Source organism: Thermococcus sp., from assembly GCF_027011145.1.
Lineage (GTDB): Archaea > Methanobacteriota_B > Thermococci > Thermococcales > Thermococcaceae > Thermococcus.
The window spans coordinates 34,491-53,404 of record NZ_JALVAO010000040.1 but is presented as its reverse complement, the minus strand read 5'-3'; the positions used below and the strand labels follow the sequence as shown (position 1 = coordinate 53,404).

At 51.0% G+C, this 18,914-nt stretch carries 27 protein-coding genes and 7 tRNA genes; 12 read left to right on the top strand and 22 right to left on the bottom strand.

What is annotated here, in order from left to right; translation table 11 throughout:
* Positions 1-5: 5 nt before the first annotated feature.
* Positions 6-1,070, bottom strand: coding sequence for a pyridoxal-phosphate dependent enzyme (locus tag MVG27_RS04765; RefSeq protein ID WP_297549872.1), 1,065 nt, complete (start codon positions 1,068-1,070; stop codon positions 6-8).
* A 70-nt stretch (positions 1,071-1,140) separates the two neighbouring features.
* Between MVG27_RS04765 and udp the strand changes: the two genes are divergently transcribed.
* Positions 1,141-1,974, top strand: a complete 834-nt coding sequence (gene udp / locus MVG27_RS04760) for a uridine phosphorylase (protein ID WP_297549870.1) — start codon at positions 1,141-1,143, stop codon at positions 1,972-1,974.
* 1 nt (position 1,975) lies between these two features.
* Positions 1,976-3,040 (top strand): hypothetical protein, encoded by a 1,065-nt coding sequence (locus MVG27_RS04755; protein WP_297549868.1) that lies wholly within the window; start codon positions 1,976-1,978, stop codon positions 3,038-3,040.
* A 1-nt stretch (position 3,041) separates the two neighbouring features.
* On the opposite strand, the gene MVG27_RS04750 is transcribed toward MVG27_RS04755, so the two are convergent.
* Positions 3,042-3,119: transfer RNA gene (locus tag MVG27_RS04750), tRNA-Arg, on the bottom strand.
* A gap of 100 nt (positions 3,120-3,219) precedes the next feature.
* On the opposite strand from MVG27_RS04750, the gene MVG27_RS04745 reads away from it, so the two are divergent.
* Together MVG27_RS04745 and MVG27_RS04740 are read left to right on the top strand one after the other, a co-directional pair.
* Positions 3,220-3,296 (top strand) — tRNA-Gly (locus MVG27_RS04745).
* 119 nt (positions 3,297-3,415) lie between these two features.
* Positions 3,416-3,493: transfer RNA gene (locus MVG27_RS04740), tRNA-Pro, on the top strand.
* Between the two features lie 39 nt (positions 3,494-3,532).
* Here the strand turns inward: MVG27_RS04740 and mtnP are convergent.
* From mtnP to MVG27_RS04720, 4 genes are all read right to left on the bottom strand, one after another.
* Entirely contained in the window at positions 3,533-4,336 is an 804-nt protein-coding gene (mtnP, locus tag MVG27_RS04735; protein ID WP_297549866.1) for an S-methyl-5'-thioadenosine phosphorylase, read from the bottom strand.
* 42 nt (positions 4,337-4,378) lie between these two features.
* Positions 4,379-5,680 (bottom strand): hypothetical protein, encoded by a 1,302-nt coding sequence (locus MVG27_RS04730; RefSeq protein WP_297549864.1) that lies wholly within the window; start codon positions 5,678-5,680, stop codon positions 4,379-4,381.
* Between the two features lie 79 nt (positions 5,681-5,759).
* Positions 5,760-5,969 carry a hypothetical protein gene (locus MVG27_RS04725; protein WP_297470370.1) on the bottom strand — a complete coding sequence of 70 codons (210 nt, stop codon included), beginning with the start codon at positions 5,967-5,969 and terminating at the stop codon, positions 5,760-5,762.
* Between the two features lie 78 nt (positions 5,970-6,047).
* The gene (locus MVG27_RS04720; protein ID WP_297549862.1) at positions 6,048-6,902 is read right to left on the bottom strand and encodes a damage-control phosphatase; all 855 of its coding nucleotides are present in this window, start codon (positions 6,900-6,902) and stop codon (positions 6,048-6,050) included.
* Between the two features lie 409 nt (positions 6,903-7,311).
* On the opposite strand from MVG27_RS04720, the gene MVG27_RS04715 reads away from it, so the two are divergent.
* Genes MVG27_RS04715 through MVG27_RS04695 form a run of 5 tightly spaced genes read left to right on the top strand, consistent with a single transcriptional unit; the run spans position 7,312 to position 10,491 of the window.
* Positions 7,312-8,658, top strand: a complete 1,347-nt coding sequence (locus MVG27_RS04715) for a signal recognition particle protein Srp54 (protein WP_297549859.1) — start codon at positions 7,312-7,314, stop codon at positions 8,656-8,658.
* Entirely contained in the window at positions 8,655-8,894 is a 240-nt protein-coding gene (locus tag MVG27_RS04710; protein ID WP_297549857.1) for an Lrp/AsnC ligand binding domain-containing protein, read from the top strand. Before MVG27_RS04715 ends, MVG27_RS04710 begins: the two co-directional genes overlap by 4 nt.
* A 4-nt stretch (positions 8,895-8,898) precedes the next feature.
* The gene (locus MVG27_RS04705) at positions 8,899-9,387 is read left to right on the top strand and encodes a YkgJ family cysteine cluster protein (RefSeq protein ID WP_297549855.1); all 489 of its coding nucleotides are present in this window, start codon (positions 8,899-8,901) and stop codon (positions 9,385-9,387) included.
* A 56-nt stretch (positions 9,388-9,443) separates the two neighbouring features.
* The gene (locus MVG27_RS04700; RefSeq protein ID WP_297549853.1) at positions 9,444-10,160 is read left to right on the top strand and encodes a phosphoribosyltransferase family protein; all 717 of its coding nucleotides are present in this window, start codon (positions 9,444-9,446) and stop codon (positions 10,158-10,160) included.
* A 1-nt stretch (position 10,161) separates the two neighbouring features.
* Positions 10,162-10,491, top strand: a complete 330-nt coding sequence (locus MVG27_RS04695) for a hypothetical protein (protein WP_297549851.1) — start codon at positions 10,162-10,164, stop codon at positions 10,489-10,491.
* Here the strand turns inward: MVG27_RS04695 and MVG27_RS04690 are convergent.
* Complete coding sequence (locus MVG27_RS04690) at positions 10,474-10,923, bottom strand: Lrp/AsnC family transcriptional regulator (RefSeq protein ID WP_297549849.1); 450 nt, start codon at positions 10,921-10,923, stop codon at positions 10,474-10,476. The two genes, MVG27_RS04695 and MVG27_RS04690, sit on opposite strands and share 18 nt — an antisense overlap.
* Before the next feature lie 68 nt (positions 10,924-10,991).
* On the opposite strand from MVG27_RS04690, the gene MVG27_RS04685 reads away from it, so the two are divergent.
* Positions 10,992-11,069: transfer RNA gene (locus tag MVG27_RS04685), tRNA-Arg, on the top strand.
* Between the two features lie 654 nt (positions 11,070-11,723).
* Positions 11,724-12,485 (top strand): metallophosphoesterase, encoded by a 762-nt coding sequence (locus MVG27_RS04680; RefSeq protein ID WP_297549847.1) that lies wholly within the window; start codon positions 11,724-11,726, stop codon positions 12,483-12,485.
* A 4-nt stretch (positions 12,486-12,489) separates the two neighbouring features.
* Here the strand turns inward: MVG27_RS04680 and MVG27_RS04675 are convergent, their stop codons facing one another.
* A complete protein-coding gene (locus MVG27_RS04675) occupies positions 12,490-12,789 on the bottom strand; it encodes an FUN14 domain-containing protein (protein ID WP_297549845.1) in 300 nt (99 codons plus the stop codon).
* Positions 12,790-12,895: 106 nt separating this feature from the next.
* Here MVG27_RS04675 and MVG27_RS04670 point away from each other — a divergent pair, with 106 nt between their 5' ends.
* Positions 12,896-13,225, top strand: a complete 330-nt coding sequence (locus MVG27_RS04670; RefSeq protein ID WP_297549843.1) for a PadR family transcriptional regulator — start codon at positions 12,896-12,898, stop codon at positions 13,223-13,225.
* Here the strand turns inward: MVG27_RS04670 and MVG27_RS04665 are convergent, their stop codons facing one another.
* The 14 genes from MVG27_RS04665 to MVG27_RS04600 all read right to left on the bottom strand — a co-directional run bounded on the left by MVG27_RS04665 (position 13,226) and on the right by MVG27_RS04600 (position 18,912).
* The gene (locus MVG27_RS04665) at positions 13,226-13,381 is read right to left on the bottom strand and encodes a 50S ribosomal protein L40e (RefSeq protein ID WP_014122450.1); all 156 of its coding nucleotides are present in this window, start codon (positions 13,379-13,381) and stop codon (positions 13,226-13,228) included.
* A gap of 57 nt (positions 13,382-13,438) precedes the next feature.
* Positions 13,439-13,526, bottom strand: a tRNA-Leu gene (locus MVG27_RS04660).
* A 41-nt stretch (positions 13,527-13,567) separates the two neighbouring features.
* A complete protein-coding gene (gene rpsB, locus MVG27_RS04655; RefSeq protein WP_297549841.1) occupies positions 13,568-14,173 on the bottom strand; it encodes a 30S ribosomal protein S2 in 606 nt (201 codons plus the stop codon).
* A gap of 14 nt (positions 14,174-14,187) precedes the next feature.
* On the bottom strand, positions 14,188-15,213 hold the full coding sequence (locus MVG27_RS04650; protein ID WP_297470253.1) for a hypothetical protein: 1,026 nt from the start codon (positions 15,211-15,213) through the stop codon (positions 14,188-14,190).
* 6 nt (positions 15,214-15,219) lie between these two features.
* Positions 15,220-15,393 carry a DNA-directed RNA polymerase subunit K gene (locus tag MVG27_RS04645; protein ID WP_042692889.1) on the bottom strand — a complete coding sequence of 58 codons (174 nt, stop codon included), beginning with the start codon at positions 15,391-15,393 and terminating at the stop codon, positions 15,220-15,222.
* A 57-nt stretch (positions 15,394-15,450) separates the two neighbouring features.
* Positions 15,451-15,528 (bottom strand) — tRNA-Pro (locus tag MVG27_RS04640).
* 17 nt (positions 15,529-15,545) lie between these two features.
* On the bottom strand, positions 15,546-15,743 hold the full coding sequence (locus tag MVG27_RS04635; protein WP_297063650.1) for a DNA-directed RNA polymerase subunit N: 198 nt from the start codon (positions 15,741-15,743) through the stop codon (positions 15,546-15,548).
* A 32-nt stretch (positions 15,744-15,775) separates the two neighbouring features.
* Positions 15,776-16,183, bottom strand: coding sequence for a 30S ribosomal protein S9 (locus MVG27_RS04630; RefSeq protein WP_015859569.1), 408 nt, complete (start codon positions 16,181-16,183; stop codon positions 15,776-15,778).
* Positions 16,184-16,193: 10 nt separating this feature from the next.
* Positions 16,194-16,622, bottom strand: a complete 429-nt coding sequence (gene rplM, locus MVG27_RS04625) for a 50S ribosomal protein L13 (RefSeq protein ID WP_297549839.1) — start codon at positions 16,620-16,622, stop codon at positions 16,194-16,196.
* A gap of 6 nt (positions 16,623-16,628) precedes the next feature.
* The gene (locus tag MVG27_RS04620) at positions 16,629-16,994 is read right to left on the bottom strand and encodes a 50S ribosomal protein L18e (RefSeq protein ID WP_297549900.1); all 366 of its coding nucleotides are present in this window, start codon (positions 16,992-16,994) and stop codon (positions 16,629-16,631) included.
* A 58-nt stretch (positions 16,995-17,052) separates the two neighbouring features.
* A tRNA-Leu gene (locus MVG27_RS04615) sits at positions 17,053-17,140 on the bottom strand.
* A 1-nt stretch (position 17,141) separates the two neighbouring features.
* Entirely contained in the window at positions 17,142-17,924 is a 783-nt protein-coding gene (locus tag MVG27_RS04610) for a DNA-directed RNA polymerase subunit D (protein ID WP_297549837.1), read from the bottom strand.
* 29 nt (positions 17,925-17,953) lie between these two features.
* Complete coding sequence (locus tag MVG27_RS04605) at positions 17,954-18,373, bottom strand: 30S ribosomal protein S11 (protein WP_297063642.1); 420 nt, start codon at positions 18,371-18,373, stop codon at positions 17,954-17,956.
* The gene (locus tag MVG27_RS04600) at positions 18,370-18,912 is read right to left on the bottom strand and encodes a 30S ribosomal protein S4 (RefSeq protein ID WP_297470243.1); all 543 of its coding nucleotides are present in this window, start codon (positions 18,910-18,912) and stop codon (positions 18,370-18,372) included. Before MVG27_RS04600 ends, MVG27_RS04605 begins: the two co-directional genes overlap by 4 nt.
* Positions 18,913-18,914: the final 2 nt, after the last annotated feature.

Genomic DNA, 18,914 nt, shown 5'->3' with positions numbered 1-18,914 from the left:
AGACTTTAAATACCTTCGGTTAGTTTAAGGCCCGAACCAGTAAGGGGCAGCAGAACCCTCGAGCCTTCGGCAATCTCACCGGTCTCAATCAGCCTCCAGAGGGCACTTAGAACAACGGCCGAGGTGGGCTCAACGAGAAAGCCCGCCCTCTTCAGCCAGCTCAATGCCCCTTTGGTTTCAATTTCATCAACGCTAACGCAGAGGCCGCTGGTTTCTTCCAAAACCCTTTTCATCTCCTCAAGGCGCGGGGGGTTTGGAATGGCTATCCCATCTGCCAGGTTGTTCCTCACGGGGGAGCGCTCACAGAGGCTCTCATAACCAGAAGCCTGGACGGCCACAAAGATAGGAAGCTTTGCTATCTCGCCCATCTTCTCAAGCTCCCTGAAACCCTTCCAGAGGCCGAGGAAGAGCGTTCCACTTCCAGTTGGAACCAGAACGTAGTCAGGAAGGCCGACCTGCTCGTAAACCTCGAATGCAACCGTCTTGGTTCCCTCGATGAAGTAGGGGTTGAGCCAGTGGGAGACGTAGGTTAGGCCCTCCCTCTCCGCGAACTCCTCGGCTTTGCCGTGGACGGCCATCCTGTCCCCATCAACGAAGTGAATGACCGCACCAAGCCTCTGGAGGAGAGAAACCTTCCCTGGCATTGCATCGTAGGAGACGAAGATATGCGCCTTTATGCCCGCCGGGAGGGAGTAGAGGGCCATGCTCAAAGCGGCGTTTCCGGAACTGTCGAGGACGACCTCTCTGATTCCCTCCTCCATGAGCTTCCCCACGGTTACGAAGGTTCCCCTGTCCTTGAAGGAACCGCTCGGCTGGAGGTAGTCGAGCTTGAAGAGGGCCAGGACGCCGTTGATGTCAAGTGGAACGGTTGGAGTTATTACCGGAACGGCCGGGGGGAGATAGTTACCGCCAACGGGAAGAAAGTTGAGGTAGCGACGCATGTCCAAGTAATTCAAAAGGTTCCCGAAGAAGTCGTAGTGCTCCCGCTCAACGAGCAACGTTCCTCCGCAGTCGCATCTCAAACGGAAGCTCTCTGGATAGGTCTTCCCACAGCGGGTGCACCGGAGCATGCTCCCAACCCCAAAGGCTTTTTAGTTTAACGTCGATTATAGTGCACAAACGCATAAAAAGGTGGTTGCCATGGTAGAGAAGTTTATCTCCGCTGAGAGACCACAGACGGAGGAAGGCTACCAGTACCACATAGCCTGCAAGCCTGGTGATGTTGCGCGCTACGTCCTCCTTCCCGGAGACCCCGAGAGGGTTCCGAAGATAAGCTCCCTCTGGGACGAAGCTAAAGAGATAGCCTTCCACCGCGAGTACAGGACGCACACGGGTAAATACAAGGGCGTCCGCATAAGCGTTACCTCCACCGGAATAGGCGGGCCTTCCACTGCCATAGCTGTTGAGGAGCTTGCCGCTATTGGAGCGGATACCTTCATCAGGGTTGGCTCAACCGGAGCGATACAGCCGGGGATGGAGATAGGGGATTTGATTATAGCGAGGGCGGCCGTTAGGCTCGAGGGAACTTCAAAGCAGTACGTTCGCGTTGAGTATCCGGCGGTGGCCGACTTGGAGGTAACGATGGCTCTGATTGAAGCGGCAGAGAGCCTGGGCGTTAGGTACCACCTCGGCATTACCGCTTCAACCGACAGCTTCTACCTCGGCCAGGGAAGACCGGGCCTAAACGGCTACTTCCCGAGCTTTGCCAGGAACATACTCGACGACCTGAGACAGGCGAGGGTTACGAACTTCGAGATGGAGGCGGCTACCCTCTACACGCTGGCGAACATCTATGGACTGAGGGCCGGTTGCGTTTGCGCGGTCTTCGCCAACAGGATTACCAACGAGTTTGGAAAGGCTGGAGAAAGGGAAGCCGCTTTAGTTGCAAGTGAAGCTGTTAAAATCCTCCACGAATGGGACGAGGAAAAGGAGAAGGCCGGAAAGAAGGTATGGTTCCCCGGGCTGAGGGGTTGAGATGGACGAGAGGCTTCTGCTCGTCAGACAGCTCCTCGGAGAGGGGGATGTTGAAAAAGCCGGGAAGGTAGCGCAGGAAATAGAAGACCCCTACTGGCGCTCCTACGCACTCAAATGGGTTGCAGAGGCGCTGGCAGATAACCCCCAGAGGGCCATTGAGGTTGCAACCTCCATAGAGGAGCCAACCATAAGGGATGAAACCCTTCGTTCCCTTGCCTACATCTTTTCCAGGGATGGAAGGTTCAAGGAGGCCCTCGAAACGGCCAGAAAGATTGGGAACGCCTTTCTCAGGAAGAAGGCTTTTCGGGCGATTAGCAACTTTCTGGCGAGGGCAATAGCAACGAAAGGCATCGAGATTCGCCTGAGCGACCTAAAACTCGACGAGAGGGATTTAGAAGACCTGAAACCCCTCCCATACGGGATTGTCTACAAAGACGGCAAGCTAATGCCCGGTTCGGTAGTCCACAGAATAAAGGGGGATGTAAAGACCGGGTTAGTTGAGAGAACCGAGAAAGCTCCAAAATGGGAACCACCGAAGCCCGTTTTTAAGGAGGAAAGGGAGCCCGAAAGCTACGTTTTTGAATACATCCGGAAACTACTTGATGAAGGGGAACTTGAAGAGGCCGAAAAACTTGCCAGAGGCCTACCAGAGCCCTTCAGGAGCTTCTATCTTGAGGAGATAGGCGTGAAACTTTTCGAGGGCGGTGACGTAAGTAAGGCCGAGAAGATTTTTGACGAACTGGAGTTCTCCCAGGTTCTTGGTTCACTTCTCGCTAGGAGGAACGTCGAAAACCCGGAACTCGTCCTGAGATATCTGGAAAAAACCCACAATCCGGTGACTAGGCTGATGGTCGCCTACGAGGTCACAAAGGCGAGGGGCGTTGACAAAGATTTCCTGAGAAATGTCCTCATCTGGGCCACTGACGGCTGGAAGAGGGGCAGAATCCTCAAGTTCCTCGCCTTTGAGATGCTGGAGGAGGCCAAGAGGATGGGCGACGAGAGGTTGAGGAAAATCTCAAGGGAGCTCTTTGAACTCGGCGTGAGTGTTGAGAGAAACGAAGTTTAACTGGCGCCCCGGCGGGGATTTGAACCCCGGACCTCGAGGTCCGCAGCCTCGCGCCCTATCCAGACTAGGCCACCGGGGCACTGCCCGCTAACCCTTCTAGAAGAGTGTTTATAAATTTAACCTTTAATTAAACCGAAAAACTTATAAACGCTCTCCTGATGAGTTACTATCGGGTCTGTGCGGTGGTAGTCTAGCCTGGCTAGGACAGCGGCCTGCCACGCCGCTGGCCCGGGTTCAAATCCCGGCCACCGCACCAGCTATTTTACTTGTCTTGTTACATCGACATTCTCTACAAATTTAAATTTGTTATACCTCTTCTAGTGCCAAATCAGAGCGAAAAATTTAATAAGGGAATGTCATGATGCTCCTACCGCTGGGGCCGTGGGGTAGCTTGGTCTATCCTGCGGGCTTTGGGAGCCCGTGACCCGGGTTCAAATCCCGGCGGCCCCACCACAACTGAACAATCCTTTCTCTAAAAAATTAAAGGTGAAATCACTCGCCCGTTGCACCCTTAAGGGCATCCTTGCACGGACAGCGACGTTCCTTCGGAATGTGCTCGACGGCCTTCATGAGGAGAAGCTTTATTTCCTCACCCTTCCTGGCCATCAGTTCAACCACCTCGGTGTGGGTGAGCTTCTCCTTGCTTATCCCAGCGGCGTAGTTTGTCACAATGGCGACGCTCGCGTAGCACATCTCAAGCTCCCTCGCGAGAACTGCTTCCGGACACTGTGTCATGCCAACGACGTCCGCACCGAGTATCTTTAAGGCCCTGATTTCGGCCCTCGTCTCGAACCTCGGCCCCTCCATGCAGGCGTAGGTTCCAGTGGGATGATAGGTGAAGCCGAGCTCCTTTGCGGCGGTGATTAGGGCCTTCCTGAGCTCGGGGCAGTAGGGGTCGGTGAAGTCCACGTGGGCAACGAACTTCCTGTCGTGCGGGCTGTCCTCACCGTCGTAGAAGGTGTAATGCCGGGTTTTTGTGAAGTCCATCAACTGGTCAAGGATTACGAAGTCGCCGGGCTTCATGTCGAGGTTGAGCGAACCGACTGCAGAAGTCGCTAGAATCCTCTCAACGCCGAGCTCATGAAGGGCCCAGATGTTGGCGTGGTAGTTTATCTTGTGGGGTGGAACACTGTGCTTTTCGCCGTGTCTGGGCAGGAACGCTATTTCCTCGTCCTTGTACGTTCCAACCTTGACCCTAACGGTTCCGTAAGGCGTTTCAACTATCTCTTCCCTTATGTTTTCGAGCAGTTTCGGGTCGTAGACACCGGAGCCCCCAATAATGGCTATCCTCGGCATGGTATCACCTGAAAAGAGAATTGAAGGAAGGACTTTAAAACCTTAGCTGGTCTCCCACAGTTTGCGCTGTGCCTCTGCTCTCTCTTCGATGTCCTCTTTCAGCTCGCCGCCGGCCTGAACCTCAAGGATTTTGGCGAGGATTTCGCTGAGTAGCCAGGAACCCCAGCGGGGGTCCTTAACCTCAAGGGCCGCATCAATTGCCCCGTCAACGTCGTTTTCCTTGAGTTTCTCAACGGCAATGCTCCCGAAGGCCAGCGAGCGAAGGTAGGGATCGGTGACCTTCGAAGCGAGCTCCCATGCGTCATCGTAGGCGTGGAGCTTCGACAGGTAGCGGACTGCCTTGACGATTATCCTCTCGCTGTCGGTTTCAGAGCCGATTCTCTTAACGAGTTCGCGGTAGTTGTTGCTTGGCTCCCTTTCGAGAAGGGAATCGAGTATCAAGCTCATAACGAACTCTTTCTCATCGCCGATTAGTCTGTCAAGGAGCCTCTCAAGGAGCTCGGGCCTGTCAAGAACGGCCTGCACAACTGACCTTAGAAGGTCGGGATGAAACTCGCGCGGAACCTTTGAAAGCACCCCGATTACAAAGTCGACCTCCCCCTGCGAGGCCACACCAACGAGGAAGGACATCAGAACCTCAAAGCCAACCTTGGACGATATGCTGAGGGCGACGTCAACGAACTTCTCGTAGGTTCCCTCCGGAACGTTGGCCTTTTTGAGATGAACCGCAACGGCTTTCATGGCCTCTCCAAGCCAGTACTCGCTCCTGAACTCGGAAAGCACCTTTATGGCACTACCAAACTCCTCCCTCTTGAGGTGTTCTTTGAGAACCTCGTAAGCCGCTATTGAGTGCCAGGGTTCGTCCTCGATGAGCTCGAGAATGAGCCGTGCCTTTCTGAGGTTGCCAGCTTCAATGTAGTTGTGGAGAACCCTAAGGAGGGCATCGTTGCGCTTAACGTTGTTCTCAATCTCCTTGGCGTAGAAGAATGCATCATCCGTCCTGCCGAGTTCCAGAAGTTTGTGTACGAGCTCCTCAAGCATCTCATCCCTAAGAGGTTGGGGGAACGTTTTAATCGATTCGTAAGCCTGAAGGAACGTTTTGGTCGCGCTCTTGGAGCCGGTCTTTCCAAGGAAGGTGGCAACCTCGATGAGGGCCTTTACAAGGAGAACCGGGTTGTCAATTGATGCCACAGCTTTAAGGGCTCTTGTGAAGGCTTCTCCATAGCGCGGGTTTTTCATCCTGTGCATGTAATATCCGATTCTCGCGTAGGTTATGGCCCTTAAGTATGGGTCTTTAATGCTTCTCGCTAAATAGAGGGCCTCATTGGAAAGGTCAACAGGCATGCTCCCACCGAGTCAGATAGAACAGAACTCTATTTATGACTTCCGGCCAGAGCCAGAAGTTGTAAGACAAAAGACGAAATCATCCCATCTCGTCGTAAACGACACCGACGACCTCACCATCATCAAGTGACACAAAGCTGACCTTCGTTTTCTTTCCGGTTTTGGGGTCAACAACAACAAAGTCCGGCCTGAGAAGGTATTTGCTTGAAGGCATTCTCCATACGTCGCCATAGTGGACGCTCATTTCTCTCAAAAACTTCTTGGGGTCGCGTTTAATAATCGTCGACATACCGCTCACCACAAGTATATACAACTTCAAAGTATAAAAAGCTTTCTGATAGACATTCGTTAAAAATAATATCGACAATCAGCGAAGATACGAGTTGAGGCACAGCAGGGAACCCATTGGGACGCCGATTTCCCTCGCTATCGCAGGACACTTGGCCTTCAGCAGGAAGAAAATCCTGGAATCATTAAGCTCGCTGAGGGTCTCGAAGTTGGCCTGCCCCTTGGCTATTATAACATCCACCGAGCGAAAGACTTCAAGGAACTCATCTGAAACGTGTTCAATGGGCGTTCCGGGCAACCGTGAGCCCGTCGAGATTACCTCCGCGAGTTCCCCAAAGCCCGCGTTGACTAAGTCCTCAACGGTTGCGTCGTTTATTATTGGGCCTTCCTTTCCGGCCACGGTAACCCTGAGATGGGGGAACTCCTCAAGTAATTGCTCAATGAAAAGCCTGTCAAAGTATATTTCACCGCAGTTGTCCACAAGGTAAAGGAGGGTTTTCGCGCCCTTAAGCCTCCTAAAAAGCTCATCGCTGTGGTCTATGTAAAGGTCTTCTTCAAGAACCCGTTTTATATCCCCTTCAAGCTTCTCGGGGTTGTAACCGGTCGAGAAGTCAACAACGTTACCGGCTATTGCCAGCTTTAACGCCATCCCCAGGTCAGCGCCACTGAAATGGCCAACGAGCCCTTTTGCAACCTCATTGGAAACCCTCTTGTAGTTCTCAAAGGGGTCGTTGTTTCCAATAAAGTCGTAGAGGTCGAGGAAAAGAAGGCCACCGACGACCGCTGGAATGGAATCCTCAGAGAAAAGCTCCGAGGCACGCTTCAGCGAGAACAACATTGCCTTCCTGCGGGAGGCTTCATCTGCCAGACTCATTTCAACTATCTTCTGACACTGGTTTATAGCACAGGCAACGCACTCGTGATGAATCCTCATAGCATCACCGGAAGGAAATAGAAAAGACCCTTAAATAGTTCACTCGAGCATCTCGACGTACTCGAGTTCCTCCGGGATTGGTTTCCTCCTCTTTTTCTCACGCATGAGCATGTACTCGTACATGACCATCGGCCAAATCATGTTTCTCACCTCCTTTCCGTTTTTTCCATAATGTTATAGGCTTTTTCCAGTTTAAAAAGGTTTTCAGCGCTGTTTTTAGCAGAAATGACATTTTCAGAGCTATGCTCGCTCAAAAAGTGTCTCAGGACGGTTTTTGGACTTTAATGTATATGTTTGTTCAGAAAACAGAGGTATAAAGTCTCTATTTCGAGAAAATGAATGCATTTATACATAGATTGCTCACCCAACCGTTTATAAACTTCTCAACCATCATAGTAGCGGTGGTGAGATGGCATTAGAAAAGCTCGGAAAGGCCCTCAACAACGCCCTTAAAAAACTCGCCCGCTCCGGAACTGTTGATGAGGCAACGATAAAGGAAGTGGTCAGGGACATCCAGAGGGCCCTTCTGCAGGCGGACGTCAACGTTAAACTTGTCCTACAGCTCACTAAGACGATACAGAAAAGGGCCCTTGAGGAGGAACCGCCCGCGGGCGTAAGCAGGAAGGAGCACATAATCAAAATAGTCTACGAGGAGCTCACAAAGTTCCTTGGAACAGAGGCGAAGCCCCTCGAGATAAAGGAGAAGCCAACCGTTCTGCTTACTGTGGGTATTCAGGGTTCGGGAAAGACGACCAGTGTGGCGAAGCTTGCGAGATACCTTCAGAAGAGGGGCTACAAGGTCGGCGTCGTATGCTCCGACACCTGGCGTCCCGGAGCCTACCATCAGCTCAGACAGCTCCTCGACCCGTACGGTATTGAGGTCTTTGGAAATCCAGAGGAGAAGGACGCGGTTAAGCTCGCAAGAGAGGGAGTTGAGCACTTCCGCGAGAAGGGCGTTGATGTTATCATCGTGGACTCTGCCGGAAGGCACAAGGAAGAGAAAGGACTAATCGAGGAGATGAGGCAGATAAGCGAGGCAATAAAGCCCCACGAGGTCATCCTTGTCATAGACGGAACCATTGGTCAGCAGGCATACAACCAGGCGCTGGCATTTAAGGAGGCTACCCCGATAGGCTCAATAATAGTGACGAAGCTCGACGGAAGCGCAAAGGGTGGAGGTGCCCTCTCTGCAGTTGCCGCAACAGGTGCACCGATTAAGTTCATAGGCGTCGGTGAGAGAATAGACGATTTGGAGCCTTTCGACCCCAAGCGCTTCGTATCAAGGCTCCTCGGCCTTGGTGACATTCAGGGTCTCTTGGAGAAGATTGAAGAGCTCCAGAAACAGCAGGAGTTCAAGGAAGAGGACGTGGAGAAGTTCCTCAAGGGCAAATTCAACCTCAAGGACATGTACGTCCAGCTTGAAGCGATGCAGAAGATGGGACCGCTAAAGCAGATACTCCAGATGATTCCGGGTCTCGGTTACTCTTTGCCCGACGACGCAATAAGGGTTGGCGAGGAGAAGCTGAAAAGATACCGCGTGATTATGGACTCCATGACCGAAGAGGAGCTTGAACACCCGGAGATAATCAACTACTCAAGGATAAAGAGAATAGCCAGAGGTTCGGGAACGAGCACCGCTGAAGTCAGAGAGCTTTTAAACCAGTACAACCAAATGAAGAAGATGTTTAAGAGTATGAACAAGAGAAAACTCGCCAAGATGGCCAAAAAATTCAACCTTGGGGGGTTTGGGATATGATTGAGGCCTTTGTCCTGATAGTTGTTAAGCCCGGAAATGAAGAAAAAGTCTATGAGAAGCTTAAGAACGATCCTAGAGTCAAGGAGGCGTACAGGGTTTACGGGGAATACGACATAATCCTTCGCGTTGAGGTTCCGACCATTGACGACTTGGACAAGTTCCACGACGAAACCCTCAGAAAAATAAAGGAAATCGAGATGACCGAAACTCTGATAGCCAGCACATATCGGGGGTGAAGTAGTGAAAAGATGGGTCGCAACCATTGATTTAGAAACACTTGAAGTGGACTACGACCCATCTTTTAAATTTAAATGCGTTGAAAACTGTGGCAAATGCTGTTATGAGCTTGAAATTCCCCTGCGGGATGAAGATATAGCCAAAATCGAGGAGCTCGGCTACAATGCCTGGGAGTTCGTTGACTACGAGAAGCTCTTCTACAGGGGAAACAAATTCCTCGGCTACGCAATAAGAAAGAGACCCTTCGATGGGGCGTGTATCTTCCTCGACCCCGAAACGAAAAGGTGCAAAATCTACGACCACCGTCCCCTCGCCTGTAGGCTCTATCCGTTTATCTTCGTTAAGCATGGAAAAAAGATGGAAATCTACGTGAAGGAGGATTCCTTCTGTCCCGGACTTGACCATCCTGAGGGAAAACCCGTAACCAAGGAGTTTCTTCTGAAGGAATACCAGGATATCATAGAGAGCTACCGCCGAAAGGTTCTCGGGTGAACCGAAACGTATTTATACATTTTTTTGTTAAACCACGGGCACGCGGAGGTGAGAGAATGAGCCAGTTGAAGTCCGTTCAAGAAAAGCTCAGACTCATCAGAATCTTAAGGCTCCTAAAGAAAAGTTACACCTACGAAGAACTATCTAAAATAACCGGTCTTCCAATAACGGTATTGAATAGATACGTTCGTGGAAAGGTTCTGCCAAGCGCTGAGAGAACAAAGGAACTACTCGAACTCCTTCTGCCTTACATAAACCTTGAGGAGGAAGTTAAGAAGAGGATAAAGTTTGACAGACACGGATTTTTTGACAATATGTCCGTTCTTAGTGATACTGCTCTCATGAGCCTCATAGCCGAAGAAGTCGCGGGAAGATACTTTGATAAAGATGTTGACAAAGTTTTAACAGCAGCAACAGATGGCATACCCTTGGGTGTTCATATAGCGAGAGAACTTGGGGTTGATGTCGTATACGCCAAGAAGAAGAAAGAAGTCGGTGTTGAGAAGTTCTACGAGGTCAGCTACGTCCCAAGTGCCTCGGGGAGTGTCATGACGCTCTACCTGCCCCAGTGGGCACTGAAGAAGGGAGAGAACGTACTCATAGTTGACGACGTCATAAGGAGCGGAGAAACCCAGAGGGCCCTCGTGGAGATGACGAGGCAGGCGGGTGCAAAGCCGGTAGGCATGTTCTTTCTCATAAGCGTTGGTGACATCGTGGAGAAACTCCGGGAGGAATACGAGTTCCCCGTTGAAAGCCTCATAAGGTTGGATTGAAATGAAGGGATTTATATACAACGCCGAGGGGCTGAGCCTGCCAATAGAGTTCGCCCCCGGCGTTCCTTTTAAGTTTGAGTGCGATGAGAACGAGTGCGGAAAGCGCGTTGTAATAGAGGGAGTCGTCGTTGAAGTGGACAGCGATGAGTTCACAAGGGTTCTCGAGGAGACAGTAAGAAAAAGTCCAGAGTTCAAAAAAATCAAGGAGATAACTGCAAGACGGTATGTATTTAGGGGAAAAGTAAACGGGAAAGAAGTCGAGCTTCCTGTGGAAAGTTTTGAAGACTTTGCAAAGCGCTTTTTAGGTGAAATCTTAATCCTCAAGGGATAATCTCGGCTCTTCTTTAATGACCTGCATAACAACACTTGTGTTTGTTTTTTCAACACCATCTAATGAAAGTATCCACTTAACAAAACTATTCATTTCTTCTCTGCTTTTGAACTTTGCCACAACAATTATATCGAACTCACCAGTTATGTCGTAGACCATCATTGCCCTTGCTTTCTTGGCAATCTGCCTCTCTATCTCAGTTATTTTCCTACCCTGGGCTTTAATTCCAATGATCGCAGTCAACCCAAATCCAAGTTTTTCGTAATCTAAAACTGGAGCATAGCCCTTAATAACCCCCCCATCTTCAAGTTTCTTTATTCTGTTATATACTGTTCCAACGGCAACATTAAGTTCTCTCGCTATCTCTCTATAAGAGAGCCTTGCATTCTTCTGAAGAAGGGATATTATCTTGATATCTAGGTCATCTATCATGTCTATCCACCACTGAAAGTAAACCGTAAACTTTAAATATTATTCTCTGGGAGGGATTAGGGGATAATGGACCGGTAGCCTAGCCAGGATAGGGCGGCGGCCTCCTAAGCCGCAGGTCCGGGGTTCGAAGCCCCGCCGGTCCGCCATCAGCCCTTGCTTGCGCAAGCGCTGGCGGAAATTAAGTATGAAAAATTTCATTTCCAAGTGGGTTCTCGTTGCTTGCCCCTGGAGAGTGTTTTTGGTTTAGAAAAGTACAATCCAAGTTTCAAAAGGCCTTTCAGGGACGCGGACACTCTTAAAAGGGCACTCAAAAGAATCACAAACTTTGATGAAACTTTTTCCAAAAGTTTCAGCGCTGGCAAAAGATGAGGTGCCTCTCAAGGAGGTTTCCTCTTTATTCGCTCCCTTGACTAGTGTTTCACTGAGAATGCACCCTTTGGGCGCCAATAAAAGTGAAACCACTTAAAGATTCAATTTGGTGTTAAAACCTTACTTTAAAATCACACTCAGTCAGTGCATGGTTAATTATCCTTTATCAAAATTTATCTCCACAAAGACCTGGCCATATCGGAATTCAAATAAAAAACAAAAGGAGGTGATGCAGATGATAGAGGACGCCCTCCTGCTCTACCTCGAGAGTATAAACAGGGAGAAGAAGAGCAGAAAAAGAAGGAAAAAGATTCTCCCCTTCTGACTTCTCCCTTTTGGACGCTCCAAGATTTTAGACTATAGGACAATCCGAAATGTTTAAATACTCTAGATTTTTTAGTTTCTTTTGGTAAGAAAAAGGGGGTGATACCATGGTGTACGTGGCCGTTTTAGCGAACATAAACGGTAACCTTCCGGCTTTGGCCAAGGCTCTCGAAAAGATAGAGGCCCTTAAGGAGGAAGGATACGAGATTGAAAAGTACTACATTCTTGGAAACGTTGTAGGACTATTCCCGTATCCGCGGGAGGTTCTTGATACTCTCGATGACCTCATCAGGAACAACACCGTCAAGGTCATCAGGGGCGAGTTTGACCAAGTAATAGCGGCCAGCGATCCTCATGCAGAGGGTCCTGATTACATTGATAAGCTCAACTATCCAGATTACGTCAAGAAGGCCCTCAAGTACACATGGGAAAACCTCGGACATGAAGGCAGAGAGTTCATAAGGGACCTGCCGATTTATTTAGTGGACAAGATTGGTAAAAACGACATCTTTGGTGTCTACGGAAGTCCACTGAACCCATTCGAGGGACAAGTTCTCCCCGACCAGCCGACGAGCTACTACGAGGCCATAATGAGGCCCGTGAAGGACTACGAGATATTATTCGTTGCATCACCGAAATACCCAGTTAATGCAATGACCCGGTATGGTAGGGTAATCTGTCCGGGAAGCATTGGTTATCCACCAAGCAAGAACCACAAAGCAACTTTCGCTCTGGTTGATGTTGACACGCTTCATGCAAAGTTCATCGAGGTTGAATATGAGAAGGAGAAGAAGCTTGTGGAGGAGAAAATCAAAAGGGAAGGCCTCCCTGAGGAGCTCGTCAAGATTCTCTACCGCGGGAAGGTTTAACCCCTTAACCTTTTTTAAAACCCAAATAAAAGCCTGCAACAAAAGCACTAGTCCCTGGAAGGATTCCAAGAACTTTCTGACTTACGTTAACAACCTGCTGAGTAATGTTGTTTGTGAGGTTGAAAAGCTTATCCGTGTTGATGGTTATCACGCCTTTCTGTTGGAGGTAAAACAGACTTAGAACGTATACTCCTATCAAAGCCATAGCCAGTTTCATCAATTTTTTAAGGGCATATCCAGTAACAAAACCCACAATAGCCCCAACACCCATATCACTAAACATGGTATTTATGTTGAACTCCATGGCTCATCCCAATGGTTCTTAAGGATAACTGTGTATAAAACCTTTCCCCAAAAGGCTTAAATTACATCTTCCAAAAATATTTACAAGACATAAAACAGGTGAGATTATGACAACCCCAATAGAAAGATTAAGGAATAAGGTCACGAAGGAAGTGCTCTGGCTTTATATCTTGAGGCTTCTCAAAGAAAGGCCAATGTATGCCTATGAACTGAAAGAGCGCATAAAAGAGGCATTTGATTTTGAACCAGCAACAGTCAGTTCATATGTAGTTCTCTACAAGCTTGAAAAGGAAGGTTATGTAACTGCGGAATGGCAGGAAAGCGAGACTGGAAAACCGGCCAGAAAGTACTACAGGCTCACGCCCAAGGGCGAAGAATTGCTAAAAGAGGGGATAGAGTTTCTGGAAGAAACACTGAAAAAGTTGAAGAAAACCTAGTCAGCGTCCTCCACCGCGTGGTTCTCTGGCCTTAGGGCGAAGCCCCTTGTAGCCACACTTCCTGCATTTTTTTGCGCCCCATGGGTTCGTTGCACCACAGCGCATGCAGATAAGCTTTCTAAAGATTCTTGCCTCAGCCTCGGGAAATCTCGCCATCTCAACCACCTCAAATGACCTTGACGGGTTTCCTTCACGAAAGGACTTTTAAAGGTTTGGTGCGGGGGACGGGATTCGAACCCGCGAAGCCCTACGGCACCGGATCTTAAGTCCGGCCCCTTTGGCCAGGCTCGGGCACCCCCGCGCGAGGAGATTAAAGTGGGAGGGGAGTTAAAAAACTTCCCCTCAGGTTCTTATAATTCTCATCTCAAAGTCTTCAACTGGAATCTTAAAGTCCTCCCTATTTTCAATTTCCTTCCTGTTGTAGAGTATCTCCCTCGCGAGTATCCAGTAGATGAGCGCGAGTGCTTTCCTTCCCTTGTTGTTCGTTGGAATGGCAAGATCAACGTAGCTGAGGAAGTTTTCTGTGTCAACGAGGGCAACAATCGGGATTCCAATCTCAACGGCCTCCTTCATGGCCTGGTGGTCTGCCCTTGGGTCGGTAACGATAATGACGTCCGGCTCAAAGAAGTTCTTGACCTGGGGGTTAGTCATTGTTCCCGGGAGGAAACGGCCGGGGATTGCCCTCGCACCGGTGACCTCACCGAACTTCTTAACCGGCTTCTGACCGTAGAGCCTGACACTAACCGCGAGAATGCTCTCTGGGTCGAACTTAGCCAAGAATTTACCTGCAACTTTAAGCCTCTCGTCGGTCTTCCTCACGTCAAGGACGTAGAGACCGTCCTGCCTGACACGGTAGATAAACTTCTTCATGTCTTGGGTCTTCTGCTGGGTTCCGATGTGGACACCGGCCGCTAGATACTGATCAAGTGGAACGAGATATTCCTCCATCTTTTCACACCTCCTCATCCTTCAAAGGTTATTATCCTGCCCCTTTCACCCAAATCCTCGGCTATTCTTATGAGCTCATTCAGCCTGGCGATGGAGTCTTTGCGGAGCACCATCGCCGGGCAACGGAAACCCACCGCGAGGTGGGCAAGGGCCTCATCGGAGGACTCATAGCGAGCCTCCGAGAGGATTGGAGCAATTCTCTCCGACTTGGCGTCGTTTATGAGGTTGTACAAGTCGGTGAGAGTACCAAGGTTTATGGGTTTTATGGAGAGAGCATTGTAGTAGCGCCTGTCGAGTATGTCCTTCTCACGGAAGAGGTACTCGCCGTCAACAAAAACCCCATGGGTTCCGGCTATTAGCTCGAGAAAGAGCTCCTCATCGCCCAGGGGTTTTATGTAGGCAACGTTGTTATCCTCAACCGTTGAGAGGACCGTTTCAATATCGAGTTCTCTTTTCTGAACCAGGCCAAGGGCCACCTCAAGGCCGAGTTCATCGGTCGCTTTTTCAGTAGCTTTAGAATATGCCTCAACGGTGTTATCATCGACGTTCTCAAGAACGCTGGTGAAAGCATCAACGACATCGGTTATCTCCATCAAATCGCGGACCATTACGTAGTAGTCAAAATCGTCACCGTGGCCAAGCTCAAGGATGGGGACCGGTAACTCGGTGGTGAAGGTTCCCCCGAGGTAGCTGTAGAGGGGAAGGTTCTTTTCGCTGGCGGCGGCCTTCGCGGTGGCTATTGAGACGGCCAATGCCGTGTTGGCTCCGATATGACTGAAGTCCTCGGTACCGTCTATCTCCCAGAGGTAGCTGTCTATCAGCTCCTGCTCGGTTGCATCGAAGCCTATAAGCTCGGGGCCGATTATCTCATCCACCTCGCTCACGGCCCGGTGGGCTTCAGCTATGTAGAGGCTCGGATTTTCGTCTATTGGAGAGGCGAACCTACCGAAGCCCGAGCTCGTGATAACATCTACCTCAACGGAATATTTGCCGCCCTTGAGCACTGCAACCCTGCCGACTATGTTCTCTATCACCGTCATTTTTCATCAGCTCGGCCTTATTACGGTGAGGGGTATTATTCCCTTCTCGAACTCCATGAGGGCCGCCTGGAGGGGCGTGATTCCCTCAGGGACGTCTATAAGCACGGGAGCGCCCATGGCTATCTGCAACGCCCTCGCACCGATAATGCGGGCCTTCTCAAAGCGGGTGTACTTGAACATACTTACCACCCCTTTTCCCAACGCCTTCAAGAGAGGTTTTTTCAGTGAACGTAATGTTGGTGGGGCCGCCGGGATTTGAACCCGGGTCTCCGGCACCCCAAGCCGGGAGGATAGACCAAGCTACCCCACGGCCCCGCCCAGAATTGCGGTTTTTAGTAGACTTTATAAACCATTACCTGGTCGATGAGCTCCACGTGGCTGAGGAGCGTTCTCCTGCAACAGTACCTCTCGACACCGAGGTCGTCCAGCACTTTAGCAGGGTCTTCCCCTGCCTCGACCCTCTTCTTGAACTCGTAGTATTTGTCGGCCAGCACCTTTCCGCAGGTGAAGCACCTGACGGGAACTATCATTTTCCACACCTCAAATTGTTAAAGGAAAGGCATCAACGGTAGGACTTCTGCCTCTTGGCTCTCGGACCCTTGGTTGAGCGGTTGGGCTTGTGGGGCTCGGTTCTCCTGCTGTCGCCAACGAGCATAGTCCTGTCGTACTTCATAAACTTTTCCTTCAAGTTCATGTCGTTGGTCCACTCAACTAACGCGCGGGCTATGGCAACACGAGCCGCTTCGGCCTGTCCCATGAAGCCACCGCCCTCGACCTTGACGTCGATGTCAACCTTGCTGACTATCTCCTCGCCGGCAAGGATGAGCGGTTCCATGATGGTGAAGCGCGCTATCTCGGGTTCAATTATCTCAACGGGCTTGTGGTTGATTCTCACCCTTCCCTTTCCTTCTCTTATAGTGGCCCTCGCAATGGCCGTCTTCCTCTTTCCGGCAGTCTGGATGACCCTCATCTTTCTCACCTCAGAACTTTCCACCGAGGAACTTGGCAACCTCACCAACGGTGACATACTTTGGAGTCGAAAGCCTCGACATGTGAGCCTCGCTTATGGTCTCAAGTTCCTTGCCCTCGAATTCCTTTGGAATACCAACGTAGACCCTAAGCCTTCTGAAAGCCTTCCTTCCGCGGTCGGTCTTCCAGGGGAGCATGCCCCTGACTGTTCTCCTGACAATCTCATCGCTCCTCTTCGGGTAGAAGGGACCCCTTCTCGGGTTGGTCCTGGTTCTGAGCTCGGTTCTCTGCTTGTACTTGGCGAATATGTCCTCCCTGTTACCGGTGATGATGGCCTTCTCGGCGTTGACTATGACGACCTCCTCACCCTCGAGGAGCATCTTGGCAACCTTCGAGGCGAGCCTTCCAAGGATAAGTCCTTCAGCATTAATAATCCTCATGGCCCATCACTCCATTATGATTACTCCACTACCCTTCGGGTTCCTCTCCATAAGCTCCTCGATGGTTATGGCCTCTCCCCCGGCCTCGACTATCTTTTTCCTAGCAGTCTCGCTGAACTTCCAGGCGGCGACGATAACCTTGTGCTCAAGCTTTCCTGCACCAAGAACGCTTCCCGGGACGATAACGGTGTCACCCTCCTTGGTGTAGCGGTTTATCTTGCTGACGTTTACCTCGGCCCTCTGTCTTCTCGGCCTCTCAAGGCGCCAGGCAATGTCCTTCCATATCTTAACTCCTTCCTCGTTTGATTTCTTCCTGAGTGCCCGAATGAGCCTCCTCAGGTTAATATCGGTGGGTCCTGTTCTCTTGACCATGAACATACCTCCTCAACGCTCTCGCAGGGAAACCGACAGGTGGACGGGGTGAGCGTTATGGTGCGGGGGCGGGGATTTGAACCCCGGAACCCCTACGGGACGGGACCCTGAATCCCGCGCCTTTGGCCAGGCTCGGCTACCCCCGCGTCAGTCGGCTAATTTATGGAGTTCGTTTATAAATCTATCGCTCTTCCTCATCAGTATCTTGAGAGCTATGCTCACTATTTCCTCAACGGGGAGCTCTCCGTTAGTTTCAACGGTAAAGACGAACGTTTCGGGCACTACTTCTTCCCTAATCTTCTCGCCCTCATATGGCTCGAACTTCCTCGGGAGGTAGAAGGCCTTGGTCGTGGTTATGACAAGCTCGTCGTCCTTTTCCTCAACGGGCAGTCCTCTCCTCTCGGCGAGCCCCTTGAGCTCCTCCCAGTCGGGGACTTCCTTGCTCACGTGTATTCTCGTGAGATACTTGTAGTAAACGAAGCCGGGTTGCCACTTTGCGTGGTCCTTTCCACGGCCGAGCTTTGCGTAGGCGTTGAAAACTAACCGCTGGCCCTCGGCGAGCTTGACTATCGGAATGTCAGGGTTGGCGGGTTTTATCTCCTCGTCGCTACTCTTGAGGTCGCCGGAGTAAACCACGCCCGGACCCTCAGCCTCGAGGGAGAGGGTAACGGTGTAGTCGTCGAGCTCAAGTGAATCGAGCGAAAACCTTTCAACCGGGGTTGTAAGGGGAATCATAGCGAGCCTGTGGGCGATTATCTCATCAAAGAGAGCCGAGTCGTTTTCAAAGAACTCGACCTCATCAACGGCAAAGGTTGGAACTTCGGCAAGAATAGTCCTTCTGAGGGCGTTGGCAAAGGCAACGTCTATGCCTTCAACGATGAACTTTATCGAGTCCTCCCTCTTTTCCAGAATCTTAAACTTCGGCTCCATTTGCACCACCAAAAAAGAAGTTGTAGGGATCAGACGCGCCTACCGCGCCTACCGCCCTTGGGTCTGGTTCCGTCGTGCGGTATCGGTGTGACGTCCTCGACGCGCCCTATCTTGAGGCCTGCCCTGGCGAGAGCTCTAATGGCCGCCTGGGCACCCGGACCGGGGGTCTTGCTCTTGCTTCCTCCCGGGGCGCGAACCTTGATGTGAACGCCGACGAAGCCCTTCTCCATAGCCTCTTCAGCGGCCCTCTTGGCGGCAATCATGGCCGCGTACGGAGAAGGCTCGTCCCTGTCGGCCTTGACGACCATACCACCGCTCCATCTAGAGACCGTCTCGGCCCCGGTGAGGTCAGTGATGTGTATTATCGTGTTGTTGTAGGAGGAGTAAATGTGAGCAACTCCCCACTTCTCCTTCTTCTTAAGGTTAACCTGCTGGGTTTCCTCGCTCATGCCTCACCACCCTGCTTGGCCTGTTCAATAACCATCCTCTCGGGGTGGGATTCCTTGGCGAAGGGAGAGTTCTTCGCGTAGGTTATGGCATCCTCCTCCTCGCGGAGGACGAGATAACCCGGCGAGCGGATTATCTGGCCGTTGACCTCGATATGGCCGTGGACTATGAGCTGTCTGGCCTGCTTAATTGTTCTAGCGAGACCCTTCTTGTAAACGATGGTCTGCAACCTTCTCTCGAGGACGTCCTCAACTGTGAGAGAGAGAACGTCATCGAGAACGGCATCGGCCGGGAGAAGGCCGAGCCTGTAGAGCCTCTGGAGGAGCTGCTGCCTCTCAATTTCGGCCTGCTTTCCACGGGCCGCGAGGAGTCTTCTCGCCCTACGCCTGAACTCCTTGAGCTGGGTCTCGTGGCGCCAGAGCTCCTTCTTGTTCTTGAGGGCGTACTTCCTCTTCAGAACCCTCTCGCGGTCGAGTCTCTCCTTAATCCAGGGGTGAGAGGGAGTTTCATACTTCTTCCTCTGCCTCTTCGGGTCTCCCATTT

What these genes read in the sequence shown, in the direction of transcription:
- rplM (WP_297549839.1), bottom strand. Translation starts at nt 16,622, where the DNA reads ATGAGGATTATTAATGCTGAAGGACTTATCCTTGGAAGGCTCGCCTCG.
- MVG27_RS04635 (WP_297063650.1), bottom strand. Translation starts at nt 15,743, where the DNA reads ATGATAGTTCCCGTCAGGTGCTTCACCTGCGGAAAGGTGCTGGCCGAC.
- MVG27_RS04710 (WP_297549857.1), top strand. Translation starts at nt 8,655, where the DNA reads ATGATTGAGGCCTTTGTCCTGATAGTTGTTAAGCCCGGAAATGAAGAA.
- MVG27_RS04620 (WP_297549900.1), bottom strand. Translation starts at nt 16,994, where the DNA reads ATGGTCAAGAGAACAGGACCCACCGATATTAACCTGAGGAGGCTCATT.
- MVG27_RS04720 (WP_297549862.1), bottom strand. Translation starts at nt 6,902, where the DNA reads ATGAGGATTCATCACGAGTGCGTTGCCTGTGCTATAAACCAGTGTCAG.
- MVG27_RS04690 (WP_297549849.1), bottom strand. Translation starts at nt 10,923, where the DNA reads ATGATAGATGACCTAGATATCAAGATAATATCCCTTCTTCAGAAGAAT.
- MVG27_RS04605 (WP_297063642.1), bottom strand. Translation starts at nt 18,373, where the DNA reads ATGAGCGAGGAAACCCAGCAGGTTAACCTTAAGAAGAAGGAGAAGTGG.
- MVG27_RS04765 (WP_297549872.1), bottom strand. Translation starts at nt 1,070, where the DNA reads ATGCTCCGGTGCACCCGCTGTGGGAAGACCTATCCAGAGAGCTTCCGT.
- MVG27_RS04680 (WP_297549847.1), top strand. Translation starts at nt 11,724, where the DNA reads ATGGTGTACGTGGCCGTTTTAGCGAACATAAACGGTAACCTTCCGGCT.
- mtnP (WP_297549866.1), bottom strand. Translation starts at nt 4,336, where the DNA reads ATGCCGAGGATAGCCATTATTGGGGGCTCCGGTGTCTACGACCCGAAA.
- udp (WP_297549870.1), top strand. Translation starts at nt 1,141, where the DNA reads ATGGTAGAGAAGTTTATCTCCGCTGAGAGACCACAGACGGAGGAAGGC.
- MVG27_RS04670 (WP_297549843.1), top strand. Translation starts at nt 12,896, where the DNA reads ATGACAACCCCAATAGAAAGATTAAGGAATAAGGTCACGAAGGAAGTG.
- MVG27_RS04600 (WP_297470243.1), bottom strand. Translation starts at nt 18,912, where the DNA reads ATGGGAGACCCGAAGAGGCAGAGGAAGAAGTATGAAACTCCCTCTCAC.
- MVG27_RS04630 (WP_015859569.1), bottom strand. Translation starts at nt 16,183, where the DNA reads ATGAGGGTCATCCAGACTGCCGGAAAGAGGAAGACGGCCATTGCGAGG.
- MVG27_RS04665 (WP_014122450.1), bottom strand. Translation starts at nt 13,381, where the DNA reads ATGGCGAGATTTCCCGAGGCTGAGGCAAGAATCTTTAGAAAGCTTATC.
- MVG27_RS04725 (WP_297470370.1), bottom strand. Translation starts at nt 5,969, where the DNA reads ATGTCGACGATTATTAAACGCGACCCCAAGAAGTTTTTGAGAGAAATG.
- MVG27_RS04645 (WP_042692889.1), bottom strand. Translation starts at nt 15,393, where the DNA reads ATGTTCAAGTACACCCGCTTTGAGAAGGCCCGCATTATCGGTGCGAGG.
- MVG27_RS04675 (WP_297549845.1), bottom strand. Translation starts at nt 12,789, where the DNA reads ATGGAGTTCAACATAAATACCATGTTTAGTGATATGGGTGTTGGGGCT.
- rpsB (WP_297549841.1), bottom strand. Translation starts at nt 14,173, where the DNA reads ATGGAGGAATATCTCGTTCCACTTGATCAGTATCTAGCGGCCGGTGTC.
- MVG27_RS04650 (WP_297470253.1), bottom strand. Translation starts at nt 15,213, where the DNA reads ATGACGGTGATAGAGAACATAGTCGGCAGGGTTGCAGTGCTCAAGGGC.
- MVG27_RS04730 (WP_297549864.1), bottom strand. Translation starts at nt 5,680, where the DNA reads ATGCCTGTTGACCTTTCCAATGAGGCCCTCTATTTAGCGAGAAGCATT.
- MVG27_RS04700 (WP_297549853.1), top strand. Translation starts at nt 9,444, where the DNA reads ATGAGCCAGTTGAAGTCCGTTCAAGAAAAGCTCAGACTCATCAGAATC.
- MVG27_RS04695 (WP_297549851.1), top strand. Translation starts at nt 10,162, where the DNA reads ATGAAGGGATTTATATACAACGCCGAGGGGCTGAGCCTGCCAATAGAG.
- MVG27_RS04755 (WP_297549868.1), top strand. Translation starts at nt 1,976, where the DNA reads ATGGACGAGAGGCTTCTGCTCGTCAGACAGCTCCTCGGAGAGGGGGAT.
- MVG27_RS04715 (WP_297549859.1), top strand. Translation starts at nt 7,312, where the DNA reads ATGGCATTAGAAAAGCTCGGAAAGGCCCTCAACAACGCCCTTAAAAAA.
- MVG27_RS04610 (WP_297549837.1), bottom strand. Translation starts at nt 17,924, where the DNA reads ATGGAGCCGAAGTTTAAGATTCTGGAAAAGAGGGAGGACTCGATAAAG.